At 43.1% G+C, this 24,840-nt stretch carries 11 protein-coding genes; 7 read left to right on the plus strand and 4 right to left on the minus strand.

Going from position 1 to position 24,840, the window contains the following annotated elements; all coding sequences use genetic code 11:
- Positions 1-46 precede the first annotated feature (46 nt).
- The 4 genes from QTN47_RS11845 to QTN47_RS11860 all read right to left on the minus strand — a co-directional run bounded on the left by QTN47_RS11845 (position 47) and on the right by QTN47_RS11860 (position 14,995).
- Entirely contained in the window at positions 47-2,011 is a 1,965-nt protein-coding gene (locus QTN47_RS11845; RefSeq protein ID WP_369329588.1) for an OmpA family protein, read from the minus strand.
- 97 nt (positions 2,012-2,108) lie between these two features.
- On the minus strand, positions 2,109-3,074 hold the full coding sequence (locus QTN47_RS11850; protein WP_369329589.1) for a PorP/SprF family type IX secretion system membrane protein: 966 nt from the start codon (positions 3,072-3,074) through the stop codon (positions 2,109-2,111).
- A 46-nt stretch (positions 3,075-3,120) separates the two neighbouring features.
- The gene (locus QTN47_RS11855; RefSeq protein ID WP_369329590.1) at positions 3,121-14,208 is read right to left on the minus strand and encodes a CLIPPER-2 domain-containing protein; all 11,088 of its coding nucleotides are present in this window, start codon (positions 14,206-14,208) and stop codon (positions 3,121-3,123) included.
- A 169-nt stretch (positions 14,209-14,377) separates the two neighbouring features.
- Positions 14,378-14,995 (minus strand): L-type lectin family protein, encoded by a 618-nt coding sequence (locus QTN47_RS11860; RefSeq protein ID WP_369329591.1) that lies wholly within the window; start codon positions 14,993-14,995, stop codon positions 14,378-14,380.
- A 430-nt stretch (positions 14,996-15,425) separates the two neighbouring features.
- Between QTN47_RS11860 and QTN47_RS11865 the strand changes: the two genes are divergently transcribed.
- The 7 genes from QTN47_RS11865 (at position 15,426) to QTN47_RS11895 (ending at position 24,699) form a co-directional block, all read left to right on the plus strand.
- Positions 15,426-15,884, plus strand: coding sequence for an NUDIX hydrolase (locus tag QTN47_RS11865; RefSeq protein ID WP_369329592.1), 459 nt, complete (start codon positions 15,426-15,428; stop codon positions 15,882-15,884).
- Between the two features lie 174 nt (positions 15,885-16,058).
- Complete coding sequence (locus QTN47_RS11870) at positions 16,059-17,705, plus strand: L,D-transpeptidase family protein (RefSeq protein ID WP_369329593.1); 1,647 nt, start codon at positions 16,059-16,061, stop codon at positions 17,703-17,705.
- Between the two features lie 960 nt (positions 17,706-18,665).
- Positions 18,666-19,976, plus strand: coding sequence for a glycoside hydrolase family 99 protein (locus QTN47_RS11875; protein WP_369329594.1), 1,311 nt, complete (start codon positions 18,666-18,668; stop codon positions 19,974-19,976).
- Positions 19,977-20,155: 179 nt separating this feature from the next.
- Positions 20,156-22,234 (plus strand): tetratricopeptide repeat protein, encoded by a 2,079-nt coding sequence (locus QTN47_RS11880; RefSeq protein ID WP_369329595.1) that lies wholly within the window; start codon positions 20,156-20,158, stop codon positions 22,232-22,234.
- Positions 22,221-22,619, plus strand: coding sequence for a hypothetical protein (locus QTN47_RS11885; protein ID WP_369329596.1), 399 nt, complete (start codon positions 22,221-22,223; stop codon positions 22,617-22,619). Before QTN47_RS11880 ends, QTN47_RS11885 begins: the two co-directional genes overlap by 14 nt.
- A gap of 81 nt (positions 22,620-22,700) precedes the next feature.
- Complete coding sequence (locus QTN47_RS11890) at positions 22,701-22,850, plus strand: DUF5989 family protein (protein WP_369329597.1); 150 nt, start codon at positions 22,701-22,703, stop codon at positions 22,848-22,850.
- A 4-nt stretch (positions 22,851-22,854) separates the two neighbouring features.
- Positions 22,855-24,699, plus strand: a complete 1,845-nt coding sequence (locus QTN47_RS11895) for a carbamoyltransferase family protein (protein ID WP_369329598.1) — start codon at positions 22,855-22,857, stop codon at positions 24,697-24,699.
- The last annotated feature ends 141 nt before the right edge of the window (positions 24,700-24,840 follow it).

A 24,840-nucleotide genomic window follows, 5' to 3' on the forward strand; every position in this document is an offset into this window, starting at 1 on the left:
CAGCTGAAGCAAACGGCAATGAAACGGAATTGCTGGACAACAATGCTTATTTATCCAATACTGTAAATTCAGTTCTCCGGTTCAGTTGATGTTCTTCTTCAGTACAAGGCACTCCGTTGCTACACTTGTTTACAAGCCTTGTTTCTCCATATCCTTTAGCAATCAGCCGTTCTGCATCAATCCCATGATCAACAAGATACTTCACAGTAGATTCAGCTCTTCTTTGAGAAAGCTTCATATTGTACGCATCAGGTGCGCGTGAGTCTGTGTGTGAAGACATTTCTATTTCCCATGTTGGATTGTCCTTCAAAAGCTTAACCAGTTTATCCAGTTCTTCCGCAGCGTCGGGACGAATATTCCATTTATCTAAATCGAAGTATATATTTTCCAGTTTAACCGGTTTCTTCACTTCAATCTTATCCAGGTAAACATCTTTTCTCAGCGTTTGCGATTCTGTGAGCCCTTTTGTCGTAAGTGCAATTCCCGTTACTGTAGTATATTCTGTTTTAACGGTGCTTAGATCGTAATCTGTTACGCTGTCCAACTTAAATATATAGCGGCCCTGATCGTCTGTAATTGTTTTCAGCGGAGTGTTGGTGATCTTATTTTGCAGGGTGATCACCGCCTCACGCAACGGCTCATTTGTTTTCCTGTCTCTGACTGTACCTTCCAGGGTAAAAAGAAGCATCTTTGCAACATCAAAGCGGTAAATATCGTCACTGCCTTTTCCTGCCAGCCTGTTGCTGGAAAAGTAAATAACAGAAGTTGATTTAAAGACCGGTGCAAAATCATCTTGCGGACTATTTACCGGCGCGCCAAGATTAACAACAAGCCACTCTCCGTTAGCGGACTTAACTGCTTTATAAATATCCAGTCCACCCATGCCCGCTCGCCCGTCGCTTGCAAAATAGAAGTTCCCTGCTTCATCAAAATACGGTGTGCGTTCATTTCCCTCCGTATTGATAGATGGCCCCATGTTCTTAGGTGCCTGCCATTTGCCATCCATATCTTTCTGTGTATAAAAAATATCGGTACCTCCTTTAATTTCATCACCATGATCGGCAGTGAAATAGAGTGTTTGTCCGTCTGGTGCTATCCATGGATCGCCGACAGAATATTTAAACACTTCATTATAGGGAAAATTAACCGCCTGCCCCCAGGCTTGCCTGGCCGTATCCCAACCGCTTTTGCGTATTTCAATATTCAAAGTATAAGGCTGATCCTTTCCTAAAAAACTGCCCCCTTTTTTCACCAGCGTAGTAACCGCATAGTACATTTCTTTACCATCAGCGGTATAAGTTGCGTTGGCGCTATGGTAATCGCCGTTAATTCCTTTGTTTAATAACCTTGCACTCATACTATCCTTCCCATTGCTTTGATAAAGATGCAGGTAGCTGTTTCCTGTCATACCATAGTAACGTCTTTTAATATTAGAAGTACTAAAGAATGGCTGGCGTCTGACAGAATCATAGGGTCTGTCTGATGCAAAAATGAATTGATTGTTATAGAATGCCGTGCCCCAATCTGAATACTGGCTATTCAGCGCCTGCATATTTTCCAGGTTTCCTTTAAGCGGATGCGCCATCCATGTCTGTGCTGAGTCGCAACCTGCCAACAGGTTTGCCGCACGCTTATCATCATTTTTTTTGCCCAGGTAAGCTTGTAATTGTTGTTTTGCTTCGCTGTATTTGCTGTTGTTCATCAATACCTCAGCATAATTCAATTCATCCTCAGCAGTATGATTGGGCATGGCTACAACCTTCGCGTACCAGGACTCAGCAAATACGTAATCTTTTGTTTCCGTATAAATCCCTGCCAGCCCGCGTGCAGCTTCAATCGTGTTCTTCCTTTTATAAGCTTTAGAGTATAGAGGTTTGGCAGCTGTATAATTGAACAGGCTGGCCTGTGTTTCTGCCTGCTTCAGCACATATTGTGCGTGCAGCTCTCCTCCCGGCATAAACACAGCAACCACAAGTAAAATCAAACTTATCCGTAGAATTAATTTATACATGAGTGGCGAGGTTTAAGTAATAATGATCACGTAGTGTTTCTTCATTGTCAATTATCCCCGCCTGAATGACGCTCAGTCGGGCAGGCGTTATCAATTGTCAAAAGTATCTCGGCGACATCATTCTTGCTCTTTGTGCCGGGAAGAAATAACTGAGCGATATTTCATGCGTAGTGTAATTGTTTGCGGCGGTACCGTTAATAGTTTGGTCGTAGGCGTAGCCAATCCTCAGTTTATCATTAACAAACACTTCCAGCATTCCGACGATGGCTCCAGATTTTGTTAGTGAATTATCGATAGCTGTTTTATTGAAAACTGCGGTACGGTAAGATGCACCGATCCAGATCATTTTATTGATCAGTAGAAACGCATTCAGATCAAAACTTGTTGGCCCGGCAAAGTCTTCTTTCAGCAAAAAGGATGGCTTTAACAACAACACGTCAGATAAAGGAACCAACCCTCCTACTGTAAAGTATAAATGAGGTTTTAACGGAAGATAAGTTCTTAATGCATCTCCTTTCTGAAAAACGTTTGTAATGAGATTATCAGCGGACAACCCCGCATACAGACGCTCGCTATTGTAAAATATGCCGAACCTTGCATCAGGCATAAGCGCAGTCTTCTTTGCATTCATCAGGAGCGGATCATCGTGATCCACCGGATCCAGTGCGGTTACATCCAGGCGTTGCTGAACAAAGCCCCCGCTGATGCCCAGTGCTAAAGTTTTATTGTTGTAATCGTCAAGTGGAATGCGATATGCATATGTTGCGTAAAAAGATGTGTTGTTTTGAGCACCGAGTTTATCGTTCATTACCTGCACGCCAAGGCCGACACGCTCATCGTTAGCAGACCCGTCGGCGGCGATAGAAAATGTTTTCGGCGCACCCGGAAAGCCAACCCATTGCGTACGATAGAACATATTTACGTTCCATTGCTGCCTATAACCCGCATAGGCGGGATTTATATACAGCCCGTTAAACATATACTGGCTAAACTGAGCGTCCTGCTGCGCAAAGGCAATCACAGTTGGAAAGCCAAGTAGTAATAAGATGAGTAAACGTTTCATGGTTAGTTCCTTCCTTTTAAATAAACACTATAAAACGGTTTCTGGTTTAATGCTTATCCTTCAACAGGGTGATATATCCCTTATAACTGTGCCATTGATTATTCCTGTCCTTCAGTTTGAGTTCATAGTAGTAAGTACCGGCGTTCAGGGTTGATCCATCCCAGTCGTTTGTGTAGCCCTTCTTTTCATATATTTTGTTATTCCAGCGGTTAAAGATGAGCAGTTGATTATCAGGATATAATTCGAGACCTTGTATTACAAATTTGTCATTGTGACCATCACCGTTTGGTGTAACCACATTCGGAATCTTAAGTTCCAGTACATCGGTGACGACAGAACTGATATTATCGAGTGGATTTGAATCCTGTTCCATGCTGGTCACAACAACCCTGTTGGCAACGATGCCGGATTGCTGCGAGCTGACAGTCACAATAAGATTACCCTGCTCACTTCCTGCAAGTGAATCAATTGTCCAGGTGATTACCCTCGAAGCCTGCTTAAAGGCTGCCGTACCTTTATCTGCACTGCTTTCACGGTAAGTTAGTACTGAAGCAAGCGTATCTGTAACAACCACATTGTGCGCTGTAACAGCACTATTGTTTGTTACTGCGATCTGATAATAGAAAGGATCATTCACGCCTATGATATTATTTCCCACTCCGGTGCTTGTATTGGTTGCGCGTTTAGTAATCTTTAAATCAACAAGGTTCAATACCGGGATCGCTGTCGAATCTCCGCCCGTGCATCCTGACGGAGTGCTGCAAGTCGGCTTATCGGGCCCTTCGCTGTTATCATGTATGTAACCGATATTCTTTATAACCCCGGCATTACCCAAATTGGTGCCGACATTTACTTTGAACGATAACAATGCCGAGTCACCAACAGGCACATTCACATTGCTGAATTCAACTCTTCCATTGCTGAGTGTTCCGCCACTTCCCTGCACATAAGTCGTAAGTGCCGGTATTGCATCATATACCAACAGACCTGTTAGCGCCACATTACCTGTATTATGTAAATGAATGATGTACGTAAGTGTTTCACCGGGTTCAGCCTTACCATCGTTGTCAGCATCTGAAACAGTCTTCCATGCAATATATGCGGAGTTACCAACAGGGATAATTGTAGTATCCCCGTTCGGACAAGCAACAGGAGCTGTACAGGTTGGCACATCTTTACCGCCCTGGTCGCGTACAAATGCGATATTCCTGATTGAGCTGGCATTGCTTAAATCTGCATCGGTTGTCACCTTAAACGATAGCAAAACAGAATCGTTAGCAGGCACATTAATATTACTGAATTCAACCCTTCCGCCATTCAATATACCACCACTACCGGCAACATAAGTTGTATAAGCCGGTAGCCTGTCATAAACCATCAGGCCTGTCAGAGCTGTGGCACTCATATTTGTGAGATGAATGGTGTATGTCAGTATTTCCCCCGGTTGCGCTTTGCCGTCGCCAGATGCATCAGAAACAGTTTTCCATGCTTCATATGTGATCGGTTGGGTAATGGGTATAACCATAGTATCACCACCCACACAGCCGTCCGGAGCAGTACAGGTTGGCTTGTCTTCACCACCGCCATTGTCATGCACAAAAGCAATATTCTTAATGGACGGAATATTCAAAAGACTGGCTGCTGCTGTTACTTTAAACTGTACTGTCACAGAATCTCCTATAGCTACATTTACATTACTGAACTCAACCCTTGATCCATTTAAAACGCCACCACTGCCTGCTACATAAGTAGTAAACATTGGGATGGTGTCATAAATAAGCAAACCATTCAACACTGCATTTCCTGTATTTTTAACATGAATGGAATAAGTGAGTTGTTCGTTCGCCTGAACACTACCGTTGCCATTGGCATCGGCAACAGTTTTCCATGCAATGAAAGAAAGTGGTTTAACAGGAATAATTGTACTGTCTCCATTGATGCATCCCGAAGGATCATTGCAGGTTGGTTTATCACCGCCATCACCAGGGATGTGTATAAAGGCAATATTGCTGATATGAAGCACATCTGCTGATAAGCCTGTACCTACCGTAACCTTAAATGACAACAATGCAGAATCACCAACAGGTATATTCACGTTGCTGAAGTCAACCCTTGCTCCGTTAAGTGTACCACCACTACCTGTTACATAAGTGGTATGATCCGGAATAGTATCATATATCAACAGGTTTTGTAACGGTACTACATCTGTGTTCCTGACATGGATGGTGTAAGTAAGTACTTCTCCCGGCTGGGCGCTTCCATCGCCACTGGCGTCATCAACTGTTTTCCATGCTATGTAATTAAATACCTTGGTCGGTATAGCAGTAGTATCACCACCCACACAGCCATCCGGAGCAGTACAGGTAGGCTTGTCTTCACCACCGCCATTGTCATGCACAAAAGCAATATTCTTAATAGCCGGAACACTCATAAGATCCACTGCTGCCGTTACTTTGAACTGAACAGTAACAGAATCACCTACAGCAATATTGATATTGCTGAACTCAACTCTCGGTCCGTTTAAGACTCCGCCACTGCCTGTGACATAGCTAGTATAAGCCGGAATGGTGTCGTAGATCAATAGTCCGGTTAATGCTGCTGTACCTGTATTCCTGACATGAATGGAATAAGTAAGTTGCTCATTTGCCTGAACACTACCGTCACCATTGGCATCGGTAACAGTTTTCCACGCAATGTAAGAAAGCCGTTTAACAGGTATAATTGTGCTATCTCCATTGATGCATCCCGAAGGATCATTGCAGGTTGGTTTATCACCGCCATCGCCAGGGATGTGTATAAAGGCAATATTGCTGATATGAAGCACATCTGCTGATAAACCTGTACCTACCGTAACCTTAAATGACAACAATGCAGAATCACCAACAGGTATATTCACGTTGCTGAAGTCAACCCTTGCTCCGTTAAGTGTACCACCGCTACCTGTTACATAAGTGGTATGAACCGGAATAGTATCATAGATCAACAAACCGGATAACGGAACCACATCTGTGTTTCTGACATGAATCGTATAAGTAAGTACTTCTCCCGGCTGGGCGCTTCCATCGCCACTGGCGTCATCAACTGTTTTCCATGCTATGTAATTAAATACCTTGGTTGGAATGATTGTAGTATCACCACCTATACAACCATCCGGAGCAGTACAGGTCGGCTTGTCTTCTCCACCGCCATTGTCATGTACAAAAGCAATATTCTTAATGGACGGAATATTCATAAGACTGGCTGCTGCCGTTACTTTAAACTGTACTGTCACAGAATCTCCTATAGCTACATTTATATTACTGAACTCAACTCTTGATCCGTTTAAAACGCCACCACTACCTGCTACATAAGTAGTATACATTGGTATGGTATCATAAATGAGCAGACCATTCAACACTGCATTTCCTGTATTTTTAACATGAATGGAATAAGTGAGTTGTTCGTTCGCCTGAACACTACCATCGCCATTGGCATCTGCAACTGTTTTCCATGCAATGTAAGAAAGCGGTTTAACTTGTATCTCAGTACTATCACCGCTGGGACACCCTGCAGGATTATTACATGTTGGCTGATCAGGCGTGCCCGGCTCATGTACATATCCGATATTTCTGATGGATGTAACACTGGCAGGCAGGTTTGTTCCGACTGTAACATTGAATGAAACAGACACAGAATCTCCAACAGGAATAGTGATATTGTTAAAGAATATTTTTCCACCGGACAAAATACCACTACTTCCACCCGCATATGTGGTGTATGCAGGTATGGTGTCAAACACCTGCACACCTGCAATGGTTACGGATCCGGTGTTCTTTACGTAAATTGTGTACGTCAATACTTCTCCCGGCTGGGCGCTACCATCATTGTTAGCGTCAGCAACTATCTTCCATGCGGTAAATTGGGTCGGTCCAACCGGGATCTTTGTTGTATCACCTCCAACACAATTATCCGGATTCGTGCAGGTTGGTGTATTTCCGTTTCCATTATTTGTGAATGCAATATTGCGAATCGAATCCTTGTTTGTAACGCTCGAATCTACCTGAACGTTAAATACAAATTGCGAAGTAGCGCCAACCGGAACAGTTATATTATTGAACTCAACTCTTGATCCGTTTATTGTTCCTCCACTTCCCGGCACATAACTGGTCAAGTGTGGTATAGTGTCAAAAACCTGGAGACCGGTAACAGCAACTTTACCAGTATTTCGAACATTTATTCTATAGACCAATTGTTCTCCTGCCGATGCAAATCCATCAGCGGACAAGCCATTGACTGTCTTCCATGCGATGTATGATTGAACGGCAACCGGAATAAATGTAGTGTCGCCGGTTTCAGGCGGACATCCATCGGGTCTGTTACAGGTTGGGATGTCCGGACCACTATTTGGAACATGCACATAGGCGATGTTTGCTATTGTATCCCGTCCTGTAGAGTTTTCCGTTATGTGTACCTTAAACTGTAACAATACGGAATCTCCAACTGCAATATTCAGTCCACCGAATTCAACTCTGTTGCCATTTACAACACCGCCGCTGCCCGCAACATATGTTGTTCTGACCGGAACAGTGTCATAAACAAGCAAATTGCTCAATGCCAGGTTACCTGTATTCCTCACATGTATCGAATAGGTCAGATCTTCTCCTGGTTGACCGAAACCATCGCCATCGGCATCAGCAACAGTTTTCCATGCGCTGAATGCATAAATAGTATCAGTCGGTATAATTGTTTCGCAATTACTGTTGGCAGTGGACTCACTGCATCCTGTTGGATGTGTTACCGTGTCGCCGGTCACAACACCCTTATTGCGTATTGTGTCGGCTGCTGTGATGTCATGATCAATCTTCACCTGGAACTGAACGGAAGTATCTTTATGAACGCCCAGATTCAGTATTCTGAAAATAACGGTGTTTGTTGCTATATCATATATTCCTCCGCTGTTGGCAACATAAGTTGTATGCGCAGGAATTGAATCTCTGACCGTAGTATTATTCAGGATAACATTGCCTGTATTCTTAACATGAATGGTATAAGTGAGTATTTCATCAGCCCCCGGTAGTCCATTACCACTGGCATCGGATACAAATTTCCATGTTTTGAAATCTTTAATGGCGTCAACCGGAATATCCGTCCTGCATACCCCATTGGCTTTATCTTCACTGCAACCGGTATTATATGTAAGTGTATCCCCATTAACCCTTGCTACGTTGCTTATAATACGTGCTCCTGTGAGATCATCCGCCACACGTACAGTAAATGTAAAAGATGTGTCCCGACCTACACCAAGATGAACTCCCGTAAATGTGATACTCTTTGATGCGCTGTCAAAAAGTCCATTTCCTGATAAGAATGAAGTATATGCAGGCATTGTATCACGAATCGTAATGTTGTTAATAAGTACATTTCCTGTATTCTTAATAAAAATGGTATACGTTAGCACTTCCCCGCTTTGTGCAAGGCCATCGCCGCTGGCATCTGCAACCAACTTCCAGGTCTTGAAGGATTTCACCTGATATGTTGGCATAACTGTCGGGCAGGCGCCATTGGGTGTAGCTTCAGAACAACCGGTTTCATGTGTAATGGTATCACCGGTAACGCTGGCCTGGTTGTGAATGGTGTCAACACTTGTGATATCAGCATTTACAGTAACTATAAATGTAACAGTGGTATCCTGCGCAACTTTGAGGTTAGTCCAGCTAAATGAAACCGTATTGGACACAGCGTTGTAGATTCCGCCGCTTCCTGCCAGGTAAGTAGTATGTAAAGGAATGGTATCAACCAAAGTGACATTATTAATAGCAACGTTACCTGTATTTTTAACGTGGATGGTATATGTCAGTTTTTCTCCGGCTGTAGCTTTCAAATCCCCGCTTTCATCACTCAGCAGCTTCCACGTGTCAAAGCTTTTTACGCGGGTCAGCGGTATTTCCGTTACGCAGCTATCGATTGCTGTTGCTTCTGCGCATCCTGTCGGGTGTCTCACTGTATCACTGGTCACAACAGCCTGGTTAAACAGCGCCGTATCAGCTCCTGTAAGATCATTGTTTACCCGTACAACAAAACTTACGGATGTATCTCTTCCTGTCAGCAGCCTGGTTATTGTAAAGTTGATGGCGCGGTTAGCCGGGTTGTATATGCCTCCATCTCCATTAACAAGCGTTGTATACGGCGGCAATGTATCCTGTACTACTATTCCTGTTAATATAATGCTTCCTGTATTTTTAATATGAATAGAATAAGTGAGTAGCTCGTTCGCCTCCGCACGGCCGTTCCCGCTGGCATCTCTAACACTCTTCCATGTGATAAATGCTTTCGTTTTCTGAACAGGAATAGTTGTTGTACAACTATCTTTTGCAGAGGCCTCGCTACAAGCGGTGTAACGCGTTAACGTGTCTGCACTTATAATTCCTCTGTTGCGAATAGAATCTACTCCTGTAAGATCCGCGTCTACCTTAACTCTAAAGCTAAAGCTGGTATCCTGCCCCACACGAAGGATACTCCATACAAAATTGACCGTATTCCTGAATGAATTGTGACTACCGCCGAGAAGGCCTGGAATGAAGGTGGTGTATTCAGGAATTGTGTCTGAAAGTATTAAATTGAATATATCAACATTCCCTGTATTCTTTACATGTACTGTATAAGTAAGCGTGTCGCCTGCGGATGCTTTTCCATCGCCATCACTATCGGCAACAGTCTTCCATGTAAAGAAATCTTTGATTTTATTAGCGGGAATGTCCGTATTGCAGCTATCACTGGCCGTTGCTTCGCTACAACCGGTAGGATGAGATACAGAGTCACCGGTAACAAATACCCGGTTCCTCACTGTATCAACGCCAGTGATATTACTATCAAGCCTTACAGCGAAACTTACAGCAGTATCAATACCCACTCCAAGGTTGCGGATAAGGAAGCTTACACTGCTGTCTAATGTATTGTATATACCGTTTCCTGCACTGCCGTCAACAAATCTTGTTCGTGAAGGTATAGTATCTTTTATTGTAACGCTGTCGATACTTCTGTTACCCGTATTCTTTACATGGATGGTGTACGTGATAAGCTCACCTGCATCTGCCAGACCATTGTTGCTACTGTCTGATACAGTTTTCCACGCTATAAAGTTCTTCGCAGCATCAACCGGTACACTTGTATTGCAACTATCTGCCGCAGTTGCTTCGCTGCAACCTGTAGGATGAGATATTGTATCTCCCGTTACCCTGGCATGATTAGAAATTGAATCGGCGCCGGTGAGATCTGTTGCAACATCTGCTGCAAACCTGACTGTGGTATCCTGTCCTACTTTCAGGTTCGTCCAGCTATATGTAATGGTTTTGTCTGTCGCGTTATATACACCATTTCCTGCACTGCCTGCCACGTAACTTGTATAAGCGGGAATAGTATCGGTTATACTAATATTTGCTATGTTAACACTACCGGTATTTTTAACGTGAATGGTGTAAATAAGCCTTTCACCAGGCTGTGCTTTACCATCGGGATTTTCCGCAGTAACAGTCTTCCATGTGTCAAAACTCTTTGTTCCAATGGTGGGTATATCGGTAGTGCAATTGCCATTGGCCTCAGATTCACTGCACCCGGTGCTATGTGTGGTTGTATCTCCTGTAATGGTGCCCTGGTTACTGATTAATGGCACGCCTGTTATGTTGTTGTCGACTCTTACCTGGAAACTTACAGTTGTATCCTGTGCCACTTTCAGGTTTTGCCAGGAGTAGGTTACGGTATTTGTGCCACCGTTATAATTGCCGTTGCCCGCGCTTCCGGTTATAAACGTAGTGTGCGCTGGAACTATATCTGTTACCGTAACATTATCGACGCTAACACTTCCAATATTTTTAATGTGAATTGTGTAAGTAAGTATTTCATTGGCGGCGGCTTTATTATCTCCGTCGGTATCCGTTACTGCTTTCCATGTGATGAATGCTTTATTGGGCTGTGTCGGAATGGTTGTCGGACATTCACCGTTTGTTCTGTCTTCCGCACATCCAGTGAGATGGCTGGTCGTATCTGTCTGAACAAGCGCCTGGTTGTAAATCGTATCTACACCGGTTATATCCGGGTCTATCTGCACAGTGAATACCTCATTTTCAGTAGCCCCCGGAGCGATCCCAGGAATTGTAAAACTTACAGTATTATCGGTCACATTGTGTATGCCTCCCGAAAGGTAAGTCGTGTGACCAGGGATAGTGTCCTTGATTTGTACATTAGTGAGGGGTACCGTTCCGGTATTCTTTACATAGATCGTATAGGTCAGTATTTCATTTGCCTGTGGTTTAAAATCTCCGTTAGCATCTGTTACAAGCTTCCACGTTTCAAATCGTTCTACATCAGGCAGTGTCACCGATCCCTGCGCATTGCTTTGACATCCTTTACTATTATAAGCAGCAACGGTGTAAGTTCCGGTATCAGCATGCGAGTATGAAGGTATAGTATAAGTAGCCGCAGTTGCACCAGGTATCAGCACGCCACTCTTATACCACTGGTATGAAGTTGCTCCCGCGGCATTTGCTGTAAGTGTAACAACTTTCTGATAACCCAGTTCACTCACAGGCCTGGAAAGAGAGATGGTTGGCGTAGCAGCGGATGGATCCACGGTAACTGTAAATACCTTCGCAACACCATTACATCCGTTTGCAATTGGCGTAACGGTAATATTGGCAACAATTGCCGTTGTTCCCGCATTTATAGCTGTGAATGAAGGTATGGTTGTACCTGTGCCATCGGGCATTCCTATTGTGGTCCCGCCGGTCCAGCTAAACGTTACCCCGGCCGGTGACCCTGAAAGAATTATTGGCGCTACGGCAGATGCATTACAGATGTTGATATTAACAGGCTGATTGACTATTGCACGCGGACTAACGGTAACCGCAAGGCTTACTGTAGTTGAACAAGCGCCGGCAACAGCAACTGTGTAAGTTATGTTTACAGTGCCTGTGCCAACCCCCTTAACCTTTCCGGTATTATCAACAGTAGCAATGGAAGCATTTGCGGAAGCCCAGGTACCGCCGGCTGTGGTATTGCTCAATTGTGTTGAGTCCCCTACGCAGGTAGCAGCGGTTCCGGTAATGTTATTAACAGTGGGCGCCGGATTTACGGATGTTACCTGAACGGCATTTGAAACTGCGCAACAATAAAACTTCTGCGCCGCAATATTAGCAGGGTTACCCACAACTACGCGGTAATATCCAACTGCCGAAGGTATACTTAATGTGTTGGTTGTGGCTCCGTTTACAGGCGTCCACGAATTCCACGACGTCAGGTCTCCTGAAGTACTATAGAACCATTGGTACACATATCCTGCTCCTAATGTACCATCGTCTGTATAAGCAGCTACCAGATTCAGGTTTTCTCCCTGGCAATAAATGCCTCCGCTTTTTAAACCTGTAACCGTTACAGGTGGAGTACAGGCATATACAGTAATATCATCTAAAGCCACGTCATTTCCGGTGCCCCCGGGGGCGTTATTCTTAATACTTAATGCAATGGATGAAAGTCCGGCGGGAACGGTAAAGTTCATGCCGTATTGCCGCCATACTTTATCTCCGTTAATGATGTCCCCGGCAAAGAATTTCGACACAGTGTCTCCGGTAACGGGATTGGTTAATGCAAAAGTCAGGTTTGGATTAATGCCTCCGGTTGCGTTTCTAAATAAGCTAATGGCCCATGCTGAAAAAAACAGCTGGGTTCCGGGACAAAGGTTTCTCAATGTATCGGTGAAAAATGTTCCGGGTTGAAGATCTGCATTAAAAACAGCCATATAGCCGCTGCCGGTATGGTCTGTGAGGTTTGTATACCATTGGGCAAAGCCATTCCCGTTAGGATTCTTTGTAAGTGAGTATTGATTTGTTTGGGGTGGAAAATTAGCGGCCCCCGAAGCAAATGTGTAAGTAGTAGTTCCATTGGGCAAGCGTGTGCTGCTGTAGTTTGGATCGGACGCGTTATTTCCGCCAAAATCATTCTTGATCAACAACGACCCGTTTGCCGAACAACCAGACGGCACATCGCTTCCACATGTACCGCTGATAGTTACGTCTACCCGTTTTGCTGTTCCTGGCTTATTCTCGCATGTAAAGGCGTTTTGAACAGTTACATAATAGGACGTACTTCCGGTAAGTTTTGGAGTTGTATAGGTTGGCCCGGTTGCTAACAGCGTGGTTAGACCACTATTTGAATACCATTTATACACAGGATTTCCGACCGTACTTGTTGCGGTTAATGTAGCGCTTACATTATTACACACAACAACATCTGCGGAATTGATAGGAATATTGGTTATAAACGGATTTACCGTCACAATAACTGTTGAATCAGGTCCGGTTGCAACTATCTGACCACCATCATTGGTTGTATAGATATACGATGGCGTTATTTTGTACGATACGGTTGCGGGTGCTGTTCCTGTATTTGTAAGCGTTTGGGGCAGTGTATACTGACCGGCTGCATTTGCAACAGCGCTGCCGCTTGTTGCGCCGGTTGCACTGCCTGCTGTAACCGTGGCGGTCCATGTAAGCGTCGCGTTCGCCATTGTGGTAAGCGCTATATCCGTTGAAGTACCACTGCAAATGGTTTTACTGGTCCCTTTCACTATAGGAATCCGGAAGGTAGTGGTACGGGACGTATCATTGGTTATATCAGGGTCCGTAAATCCTGATGGTGCTTTCGCTATCGCGGTATTCTTTAACTGCAAGGCCAGGCTATCAGTAAACTTTGCTTTTCCATAAACCGTAAGAATAGCATAGCTGTTGGGTTGTAAGGTGAGTGTGTTGTTTTTCAGCACGCCCTGGGCCATTGTTGTGCTTCCTTTTGTAAATGTATTGCCAGTCGTTCCGGCATTAGAAAAACCAATTGAGTCGTATTGAAAATTTGCCGGAAGCGTATCAGTAAACGGTATATTGGTAAGCGCTGAAGCACCATCATTGTATATGTTGATATTGTAGCTTAACCTGCTACCATTTGCAACGGTTAACGGTCCGTTTTTTTGTATACGCAGACCACCTGGTGTGGTAATTTGCAGATTTCTGATACCATGTACTCCCATGAATGTTCCTGTTGATGCAGCAAATCCCAGCTTTAAAAATTCCGGCGGCTTGGGCAGGGCATTGTATTCCATAACTTTTTGCATAGGGCCGGTTTGTGAAACCTGCATAAATAACGTAAAGGTGTAGGATGAACCTTTGGGGACCATTTGAATGCGGACCTTCCGGTAGAATTGTGAAGGGGATGGCCGTGATGTTGTGGCTGTCCCGTAACTGATTTTCGTTCCTGCTAAAGCTGTTCCTCCCAGGTCCGCATTAGTTCCCGTAAGGTAGCGGGTGTGATCGCTTATAGGCCCCCCGAAGTGTTATAGCATTCGCCCTGGCGCCAGGGGCGCTATTATCAACAGTGTTAAGTTGGGCGGCAAAGTTGCCAAGTTCGTCAAAACCAACACCAAAATAGCCTCCGGTTAATCCCGGGCCCATGGTATAGGCTGCCGGAGGTTTTGAGTTAGCGTCAACTTCAGCATAGCCAAGTGCTGCGCCACTTGGCCCCAATTTGAAGGTTCCGGGTCCGTAAGATGCATCAAATAAAAAAACAGAAAACCCATCCCCGTCCGGTAACTCACTCGACCAGTCAGAATATTCAAAATCGATTAACACACCCAGCGACGAAGGAAAGCGTTGATTTAAATATGCATAGCCCAGCTGGTTTGGCTGGTCATCAGTTAATCTTAACCAGCCCTGGCCCGGAGGATCAATGCCCCGCTCGGCTGTGAGAAATGCTGTGTCACCCAAAATAATATCCGGCGTAACTACAGTACCCGTAAATGTTTCGCTTATGGTGAACTGCGCGTGCAATTCGCGCAAACTAAACACACAAACCACAGTTATCAGGCAGGTGATCTTTTTTAATGTCTTTAAGGTTGGCAACATACTATTATGATATATGTATTTACAATATCATCATAGGGAACGCGCTCTGCATTCTGCTGCAAAATGGTTCCATGTTTGCTGTAGTAAGGGGTACCCGTTTTCCGGGTTATTATGTTTTTGATTTCTTTACCGAGGGCAGGACTTTGGAAGCTTAACACGTTGAGCCCACTAATTTTTAAAGATGTCCGTTGTCAGTTAATTTTTGGCATAACGGTTAGCAAAAAACTGGTATAAAAAAAATGATTTATACAAAAACTACAAATCTTTGGTTAGTTTGTTCAGTTAGTTTACAAAAATTTGAACAAATCAACGTCTTTTTAATGGCAATTTTGTAGTTATTAAACAGTTTGCAACAACCTTTGATTTTGTAGATCAATTACATAGACAAGAGATATCACAGCCTTCATTAAAACGATTAAACAAAAATTTTATGTCCCGTAAAAGTGCAGGATTACTTTGTTACAGGTTTGCGTCGGATGAGTTACAGGTACTATTATTGCATCCCGGAGGGCCTTTTTGGGCAAAGAAAGATCTTGGTTCATGGAGCATTCCCAAAGGCGAATTTGATGATAGCGAGTCTCCATTAGAAGCCGCTAAGCGTGAAGCTTTTGAAGAAACAGGGATCCGGATAGACGGCGCATTTATTGAACTGTTACCTGTTAAACAAAAAAGTGGAAAACAGGTTTTTGCGTGGGCACTTGAATATGACATCGATCCCGCGGCCATTAAGAGCAATCTGTTTGAGATGGAATGGCCTCCGCATTCGGGGAAGAAAGCTGAGTTCCCCGAAATTGATAAGGCCGGATGGTTTTCGATTGACGAAGCCAGGCAAAAGATTATTGAAGGTCAAAAACCTTTGATAGATGAACTGATTGAAAAGCTGCAATAGCAAAGTACCGGACTGATCAATCTAAATTCATAGCAGATATTATTTTTCAATTGCATTATACACTTGCGATTTTGCTTTCAATTATTCTTTGCTATTTTTAAAACCAGATTTATTTAATTGCATTAGGGCTGACAAGCAGAATATTCGCGGCCTTTTTACCGGAAAAAGCTTTCAATGAAAAACGTTTCATCTCGTATAACCAACTTTACTGCAAGCCAATTCATTAAAGTGGTAACCATACTCATTTTCATAAGTTGTAATGGGCAAACAAGTAACAAACAGCAACAACATCCAAAAGCAAAAACGACACATACAGATTCTCTTATCATTGGGAATTTCAATCCGGCATCCGGAATTCCGCTTGACAGTACACGTATAAGTGGGTTTGTGGCAGGCAGGCCCTTATTCAAAGAGTTCACGCCGGACATTTATAAATTCTATTCGTCCAATCATTACAACTATGTATGGTATGACAAGAAAGGGTTGTCCGAGCTTTCCAACATTCTGATCGGCCGGTTAATGAAAACGGATGAGGATGGCATCACTGACACTATTCCTTATAAAGAAGATTTCTTAAAGCTCATTCACTATAATGATACTTCGGGTTTGAAAAACGACAGCGCTCCGGATATTACAACAGAGCTGATGCTCACCGCACAATATTTTAATTATGCAAAGAACATTTGGGGAGGAAAGCTGAATAACCAGGCGGAGAACTTAAACTGGTATTTACCGCGCAAAAAGCTCTCTTACCCGGAACTGCTTGAAAAGAATCTTACAGCTGGTGCTATGACCCCTGATACGAACAATATAGTTATTGTACAGTACCGCGGTTTAAAAGATGCATTACAACGTTACCGTGATATTGAAAAACAAAATGCAGCGGTTACCATACCATCACTGAAAAAGCCGGCCACATTAAAACTTAATGACACATCAACTACAATAACACTCATCAGGCAGCAATTAACTTTATATGGATATGCAGGCGCACTACCTGGGGGAAATAAATTTGATACAGCTCTTGCCACCGCAGTAAATAAATTCAGGGTAACGCACGGATTAAAAAAGAGTGCAGTTATCGACAACAGCCTGATAAAAGAAATGAACGTGCCAGTTACTAAAAGAATTGAGCAGATCATAGTTAACATGGAGCGTCTTCGCTGGATTCCGGCGGACAGTATTTCGGATGAATTTATTTTAGTGAACATACCTGCATTTACACTTAGCTACTATGAAGACAAAAAGATAGCCTGGGGCTGCAACGTAGTTGTAGGCACGCCTATGAATAAAACAGTGATCTTTAGTGGCATGATGCAATACGTAGTATTCAGCCCTTACTGGTATGTGCCGCCAAGCATTATCAGGAAAGAAATTTTGCCGGGCATGAAACGCAATTCCAATTACCTTGCCAACCACAGGATGGAATGGAACGGTGGCAACGTAAGACAAAAGCCGGGAAAAAACAATTCTTTGGGACTGGTTAAATTCCTTTTTCCCAATGCCAATAACATTTACCTTCACGATACTCCGTCAAAATCGTTATTTGGAGAAGATAAGAGAGCGTTCAGTCATGGATGCGTCCGCGTGAGCGAACCGCGACAACTCGCTATCCGCCTGCTCCGTTATGATTCATCATGGACGCCTGAAAAAATTGATAAAGCAATGAATGCAGGCACTGAAAAATATGTAACGCTGAAAAAAAAGATCCCGGTTTACATTGGTTATTTCACCTGTTTTATGGATGCGAACGGCATGGTAAATTTCAGGGATGATGTGTATAAGAGAGATGACAGGTTGATGGAAATGTTGGTTAAATAAGTGACAATGGAAAATTCCTGCCCAACTGACGTCATTCAGGCGGGGATAATTGAAAATGGAGGGCAGGTCTCTGTGAAAAAAAACTATTTCATTCTTTTTACGACAGAAACCACAGAGTTTTTTTTCACAGAGACACGGAAGAAACTGCTTCTGTGCTTTGGTGGCAAAAAACGGTGAAACTCTGTGCATCAAATTCCCTTCACTCTGTGGTTAAAAAAAATGTAGTTGCTAAACAACTTTCAGAAGCTCTTTTTTACCACAGAAACCACAGAGTTTTTTTTCACAGAGGACACGGAAAGAAACTCAAGAAACCATCCCACAACAAACTCAGTGCTTCTGTGCCTCAGTGGCAAAAAACCGTGAAACTCTGTGCTCAAACTCCTTTCACTCTGTGGTTAAAAAAAAATGTAGTTGCTAAACAACTTTCAGAAGCTCTTTTTTACCATAGAAACCACAGAGTTTTTTTCACAAAAGACACGGAAAGAAACTGCTTCTGTGCTTCAGTGGCAAAAAACCGTGAAACTCTGTGCCTCAAACTCCCTTCACTCTGTGGTTTAAAAAAATGTAGTTGCTAAACAACTTTCAGAAGCTCTTTTTTACCACAGAAACCACAGAGTTTTTTTTCACAGAGGACACGGAAAGAAACTCGAGAAACATCCCGCAACAAACTCAGTGCTTCTGTGCTTCAGTGGCAAAAAAACGGTGAAACTCTGTGCTCAAACTCCTTTCACTCTGTGGTTTAAAAAAACATACAGTTGTTTAAACATCCTCCAAAAACCATACTTCTTCTTTCTTTTTCCTCTTTATTTTCAACATTTTTCGCCATTAACCGCTTATTAATTCTTTCATTAACCCTTCCGTTAAGGCCAAAAATTAGTTTTACAACCTGATTGCTTGTCCCACGCTTTAGTCAATTCCGGCTAACACTTTTTCCGGGACGGCTGTTTAAAACGATCTGCTATGAGCTTTAATGGTTACAAAACATTCTTCAGTTGTCTTTTACTTTTAGTTATTTCCGCAATTTCATCGGCGCAAAGCAAACACAGTTCCTCCACTTTGTATCCAACTTACGATGGACTCGTAATGGCAGGCTACCAGGGTTGGTTCCGGGCACAAGGTGACGGAAGCATGGGCAAGCGTTTTGTCTATGGCGATGAAAACAGATCCGGAATTGATGCATGGCCGGATGTTAGCGAATACGAAAAAACATATGAAACACCCTTTGTGCTGGCCGACGGCAAAAAAGCCCGTTTCTTCAGCTCATTGGACCAAAGCACCGTAGACCTCCATTTTAAATGGATGCAGCAATATGGTGTTGACGGCGTATTTATGCAGCGCTTTTTCAATAGTACAAAAGAAGGCGAGGGCAAAAAGGAATCAACTACGATACTCAAATATGCACTTGATGCAGCCTCTAAGTACAAAAGAGCCATTGCTGTTATGTATGACCTTTCCGGCTTAAAGGGAAGTGGAGAGGATTGCTCAGCTATTATCGAGGACTGGAAATACCTGGTTGACCAGTTAAAAGTCACCAACCAGCCAGGCGAGAAAACATACCTGCACCATCGCGGCAAGCCGGTGGTCGTTATATGGGGTGTTGGCTTTCCTGATCGCCCTTACGACATCAGAAATATTGGTTTGGAAAGGCTCATCAGCTTTCTGAAAAATGACCCGGTATATGGCAATTGCACTGTTATGCTCGGTGTGCCGACCTTTTGGAGGGATCTGAACTCAGATTGCGTACACGATGCTTACCTGCATGAACTGATTAAGCAGGCCGATATGATCATGCCCTGGGCTGTGCAAAGGTTCTCTCCGCTCCTGCACAATGATATGGATCGTTATCGGGACGTAATGTCCGATGACATGAAATGGTGCAGGCAAAACAATATCGACTATGTGCCGTGTGTATATCCCGGTTTTAGCTGGCATAACCTGAGTGTCCATGCCTTTCCCGATGATATAAAACCTGTTGGCAGCATCCCACGCCAGGGCGGACGCTTCTACTGGCAATTAATTACAACAGCAATAAAAACAGGCGCTAAAAGCCTGTATGTCGCCATGTTTGACGAGGTGAATGAAGGTACGGCCATCTTTAAATGTACAGATGCACCACCGGTGACAAAAGGTGGCACTGTTTCATTTTTATCGATGGATGGTAAACCTTCTGACCAGTATCTCTGGCTTACAGGTCAGGCAGCGAAAACTTTGCGGGGAGAAATTCCGCTAAACTTTGCGCTGCCGGAAAGGAAGCAGTCTGCGGTAAAATGATGTAAATGAGTGAATGTGCGAATGTGCAGATGTGCAAATAATAGACACTCTGTGTAACTCTGTGTCTTCTCCGTGGCTCTCTGTGTAACTGTATTTTTTGTTACACAGAGAAAAGACAAAAGAAGACACAGAGTTTATAATACCGTACTTAAATAACACAATAATAACCGGTTGCTTGCATGCATAACAATAACCATACTAATAAAAAAAATATTTCCCGAAAGAAATTGATAGCGTTTAAAGCCATCGGCATACTAATGCCATTTCTTATTTTAATGGTGTTAGAGCTTATACTGCGGCTGGCTGGTTATGGCTATAATCCGGATCTGTTTATTGAGTACAAAGCTGATAACAATTACCTTGTTTTAAATCCGGAAGCTTCTAAAAGATATTTCAGCAACCAGACAATTGCCACCACAGGCAATATCGAACCGTTTAAGAAAGAAAAAGATGAAAATACCATGCGCATTTTTGTGCTGGGTGAATCCACAACCATTGGCTATCCCTATTTTCACAATGGCTCATTCCACCGTTGGCTGCAATACCGCTTGATGCGCAGCTTTCCTGAAAAGAATTTCGAGATCATCAATCTCTCATTAACCGCTGTCAACTCATATACGGTGCTTGGCTTTGCGAAAGAGCTTGTAAACTATCAACCCGATGCTGTATTGATCTACTCAGGCCATAATGAATACTATGGCGCATTGGGAGTTGGCTCCACTGACAAGGCCGGCGGCTCACCGTTGCTTGTTTACTTAACACTTGCACTACGGTCCTTAAAAGTTGTACAACTTTTTACCAATACGTATGAAAAATTAGCCGGCACTTTTAAAAGCAAGGATATTCCTGCGCGTAAAACCCGCATGGAATTCATGGTTGCTGATCAGCAGATCCCCTATGGATCTGCACTTTATACCCGCGGAATAAAGCAATTTGAAACCAATATGGATGCAACGCTGGATGTGTTGAACCAGCACAACATCCCGGTATTCATCAGCACGTTGGTCAGCAACGAAAAAGACATGAAACCATTTATCAGCATTACGCCTGACAGCCTTAAACTTCCGGCTTTTCAACAACTGTTTAATGACGGCTTGAAAGCATTTGAAAAGAATGATTCTGCTGTTGCGTTCGCATCCTTCAGCCAGGCTGCCAAATTGTTTCCTGGTAATGCCGACTGTTCATTTTTTCTCGGAAGACTTGCCTATCAACAACAAAACTTCAATACGGCTGGCGCTAATTTCAACAAAGCAACCGACCTGGATGCATTGCGATTCAGAGCACCACAGCAAATAAACAATATCATCAGGCAATTGTGTAAGAAACATCCGAATACATTCCTCGTAGATGCACAGGCTGCTTTTAAGAACAGATCGCAAGGCAATATAATTGGAAATGAGTTTGTGCTGGAACATGTGCACCCCAATCTTCGTGGTTATGCATTGTTATCTGATGCACTCTATGAAGTGATGAAAAAACAAAGATTCATCACCGTTCAACAGCAAAACGAAATCAGCTTCGATCAGTTATTACAGTCGATGCCGGTAAGCCAGGTAGATTCTTTAGCCGGGCTTTATAAAATTGAACATTTAAAAAGAACCTGGCCCTTTAAAGGCACAGAAGTGCTGAATAGTACAGCAACCGGTGACTCATTACCCGTTAAAACTTTTGAAGAAAGACTTGCATATGATGTCGCCGGCAACACGCTGACCTGGCCTGATGCAAATGAAAAATTGTACGAACACTACATACAAATCAAGGACCTGGCAAAAGCCAGGCTTGTTATGGAAGGCCAGGTGCTTGAACATCCAACTGAAGAATTGTATTACACCAGCACCGCAAATTTGTGCGGGCAGTTAAATGACGAAGCTGCTGCAGCCTATTATTTTAAACGGTCGTTTGCGTTGTCGCCTACAGTGGACAAAGCCCGCTACCTGTTTGTTTTATATTTTAAACAGGACAGGCCCGCAGAAGCAATCCCATATCTTGATTTTGCAATACGCAACGGTGGCGGCAATGCACTTATGCCCATCAAAAATCTCGCGACAGATATTATCGGTCTCCAGAATAAATTTAACCGCGATTCCGTAAATGTCGAAGCGTTAAATCAAATTGCCGGTAATTACTATAAAATGGGCAATAAAGATGTGGCATCAAAATACGTGGAGAAAGTTTTGCGGGCCGATAGTAAAAATAAAGACGCCTTATTGTTACTTTCACAACTCCAAAACGTGCAGACACATCATGAAATCCATTAAGAAAATATTCGAACCTGTCACAAAAAAACAGTGTATTGAGTTCGGCGTTGTTGCCATACTCGTTATGGCGATGCTGGCTTTATTCAACAAACAAAATGGTTATGTAATAGTCATCATGCTGCTCTGTCTTGTCTCGCTTATTGTTCCATTAGCATTTTATCCGTTTACGGTTATTTGGTTTGGACTGGCTAAAATATTAAGCAGCATCAGCTCGCAGGTTATATTGACCATTATTTATTTTCTTGTAGTAACACCTGTTGGCCTGATCCGGAAATTACGTGGAGCAGACGGCATGAAAATAAAGGCGTTTAAGAAAAGTGGAGACTCTGTAATGTTAACAAGAGATCATGCTTATTCAGCCAAAGACTTTGAACATACTTTTTAGACTAATTAAATGAGTGTTCAAATCAAAAAAACAATTGCTGCAATATTTATTAACTTTCAGCATACATTTTAAGCTTGCGTTATGGAATTTGTAAAGGAGCTTTTATACTTTTTGAGAACAAGGAAGAAATTCTGGCTGTTGCCATTATTCATTATTCTTCTTTTACTCGCAGTTTTAACTGTCATGACAAGCGTGCCTGCCCTGGCTCCATTTATTTACACATTATTTTAAAGAATTGGGAAAAGCGATACTTGGCATTTCGGCATTTTATCATGATAGTGCAGCGGCATTGATTGTTGATGGAGAAATAATTGCCGCAGCCCAGGAAGAACGTTTTACACGCATCAAACATGATGCTTCCTTCCCCAAAAATGCTGTTGAATATGTGTTGCAAGAGGCTGGACTTGTTGCGGAAGATTTATACGCAATTGCTTTCTATGACAAGCCGTTGCTGAAATTTGAACGATTACTTGAAACATACCATGCATTTGCGCCGAAAGGACTTTCAAGCTTTCTTAAAGCAATGCGGGTTTGGATCAAAGAAAAATTATTCATAAAAAAAGCGTTACGAAAAGAATTAAAGCAGATCAGCAACAAAGTGCCGGTTCTGTTTCCAGAACATCATTTATCGCATGCCGCCAGTGCCTTTTATCCGTCTCCGTTTGAAGATGCTGCGATTCTTACGATTGACGGTGTGGGAGAATGGGCAACAACAACAATTTCCCATGGCAGTGGAAAATCCATTAAAATACTGCGTGAGCTGCAATTTCCTCATTCAATAGGTTTGTTGTATTCAGCATTCACCTACTACCTTGGTTTTAAGGTGAACAGCGGTGAGTATAAATTAATGGGACTCGCCCCTTACGGTAATGCGGCATCACTGGAAACGGAAAACTTTAAGAAAAAAATTTTTGAGGAGATTGTCGACCTGCGTCAAGATGGCTCCGTTATTCTTAATATGGATTACTTCAATTATGCAGCGGGGCTAACCATGACAAATGATGCCAAATGGGAGTCCGCTCTGCGTTTAGCAAGACGAGCACCGGAAGCCGCATTGAATCAATCTCACATGAACCTGGCACTTGCAGCTCAGCAAGCCCTTGAGGAGATTATAATAAGATTAGCACGTACGGCGAAAGAGATCACCGGAAGTAAAAACCTGGTAATGGCCGGTGGTGTTGCACTTAACTGTGTATCCAACAGTAAACTTGTAAATGAAAAGATATTCGAAAATGTCTGGATCCAGCCGGCAGCGGGTGATGCTGGCGGAGCTTTAGGAGCAGCGTTTGCTGCATGGCACATCTGGGCGAATGAAGAAAGAAAATATATTTCTACTGACAAGATGCAGGCTGCGTATCTCGGGCCTCAATTTGATGTTGCAAATATCAGCCGCATAATGCATAAGTATGGTGCGACTGCAGAACGCTATGATTCTTTCGAACAACTTACTTCCGCAATTAGTAAAAAAATAGCTGATGGCAAAGTTGTTGGATGGTTCCAGGGGAGAATGGAATTCGGGCCGCGCGCACTTGGCAACAGGAGTATTCTCGCCGACCCGAGAAATCCGGCCATGCAAAAACAGTTGAACCTGAAAATAAAATCACGCGAGGGTTTCAGACCTTTTGCACCAAGCGTTTTGGCCGAGGATGCTTCATGTTATTTCGAAAATGCATTTCCATCGCCTTACATGCTTTTTGTTGCTTACTTAAAGGAGCATCTGCGTAAGCCGTTGGTGTCATTTGACGAACAAACAGATATGTACGCAAGATTAAATTCTTTACGATCGGATGTTCCTGCTATTACTCATCTTGATTTTTCCGCGCGCGTACAAACGGTAGATAAAACCAGCAATCCAAAATTCTGGCAACTGATCCATGATTTTAAAAAGCTGACTGGCTGTAGTATGCTGATCAATACTTCATTCAATGTTCGCGGCGAGCCAATTGTATGCACTCCCATTGATGCTTACCGTTGTTTTATGCGAACCGAAATGGATTACCTGGTTATTGAAAATTATGTTTTCGATAAAACAACACAACCGGAATTTGTGGAGAGAACTTCGCTGTTTGAGCCGGATTAAGAAGTCAAAATTCAAAAGTAAACACTCAAGGAGAAATACAGTTACACAGAGTGCCACGGAGAACTAACAGAGTTACACAGAGATCACCCGGAAAGGTAATCGCAAATACATTTACTCTGCACATCCGGTGAGGATTTTTTT

The organism is Danxiaibacter flavus, assembly GCF_041060425.1.
In the GTDB taxonomy this organism is placed as follows: Bacteria; Bacteroidota; Bacteroidia; order Chitinophagales; family Chitinophagaceae; genus Danxiaibacter; species Danxiaibacter flavus.

What these genes read in the sequence shown, in the direction of transcription:
- QTN47_RS11845 (WP_369329588.1), bottom strand. Translation starts at nt 2,011, where the DNA reads ATGTATAAATTAATTCTACGGATAAGTTTGATTTTACTTGTGGTTGCT.
- QTN47_RS11850 (WP_369329589.1), bottom strand. Translation starts at nt 3,074, where the DNA reads ATGAAACGTTTACTCATCTTATTACTACTTGGCTTTCCAACTGTGATT.
- QTN47_RS11855 (WP_369329590.1), bottom strand. Translation starts at nt 14,208, where the DNA reads ATGCAAAAAGTTATGGAATACAATGCCCTGCCCAAGCCGCCGGAATTT.
- QTN47_RS11860 (WP_369329591.1), bottom strand. Translation starts at nt 14,995, where the DNA reads ATGTTGCCAACCTTAAAGACATTAAAAAAGATCACCTGCCTGATAACT.
- QTN47_RS11865 (WP_369329592.1), top strand. Translation starts at nt 15,426, where the DNA reads ATGTCCCGTAAAAGTGCAGGATTACTTTGTTACAGGTTTGCGTCGGAT.
- QTN47_RS11870 (WP_369329593.1), top strand. Translation starts at nt 16,059, where the DNA reads ATGAAAAACGTTTCATCTCGTATAACCAACTTTACTGCAAGCCAATTC.
- QTN47_RS11875 (WP_369329594.1), top strand. Translation starts at nt 18,666, where the DNA reads ATGAGCTTTAATGGTTACAAAACATTCTTCAGTTGTCTTTTACTTTTA.
- QTN47_RS11880 (WP_369329595.1), top strand. Translation starts at nt 20,156, where the DNA reads ATGCATAACAATAACCATACTAATAAAAAAAATATTTCCCGAAAGAAA.
- QTN47_RS11885 (WP_369329596.1), top strand. Translation starts at nt 22,221, where the DNA reads ATGAAATCCATTAAGAAAATATTCGAACCTGTCACAAAAAAACAGTGT.
- QTN47_RS11890 (WP_369329597.1), top strand. Translation starts at nt 22,701, where the DNA reads ATGGAATTTGTAAAGGAGCTTTTATACTTTTTGAGAACAAGGAAGAAA.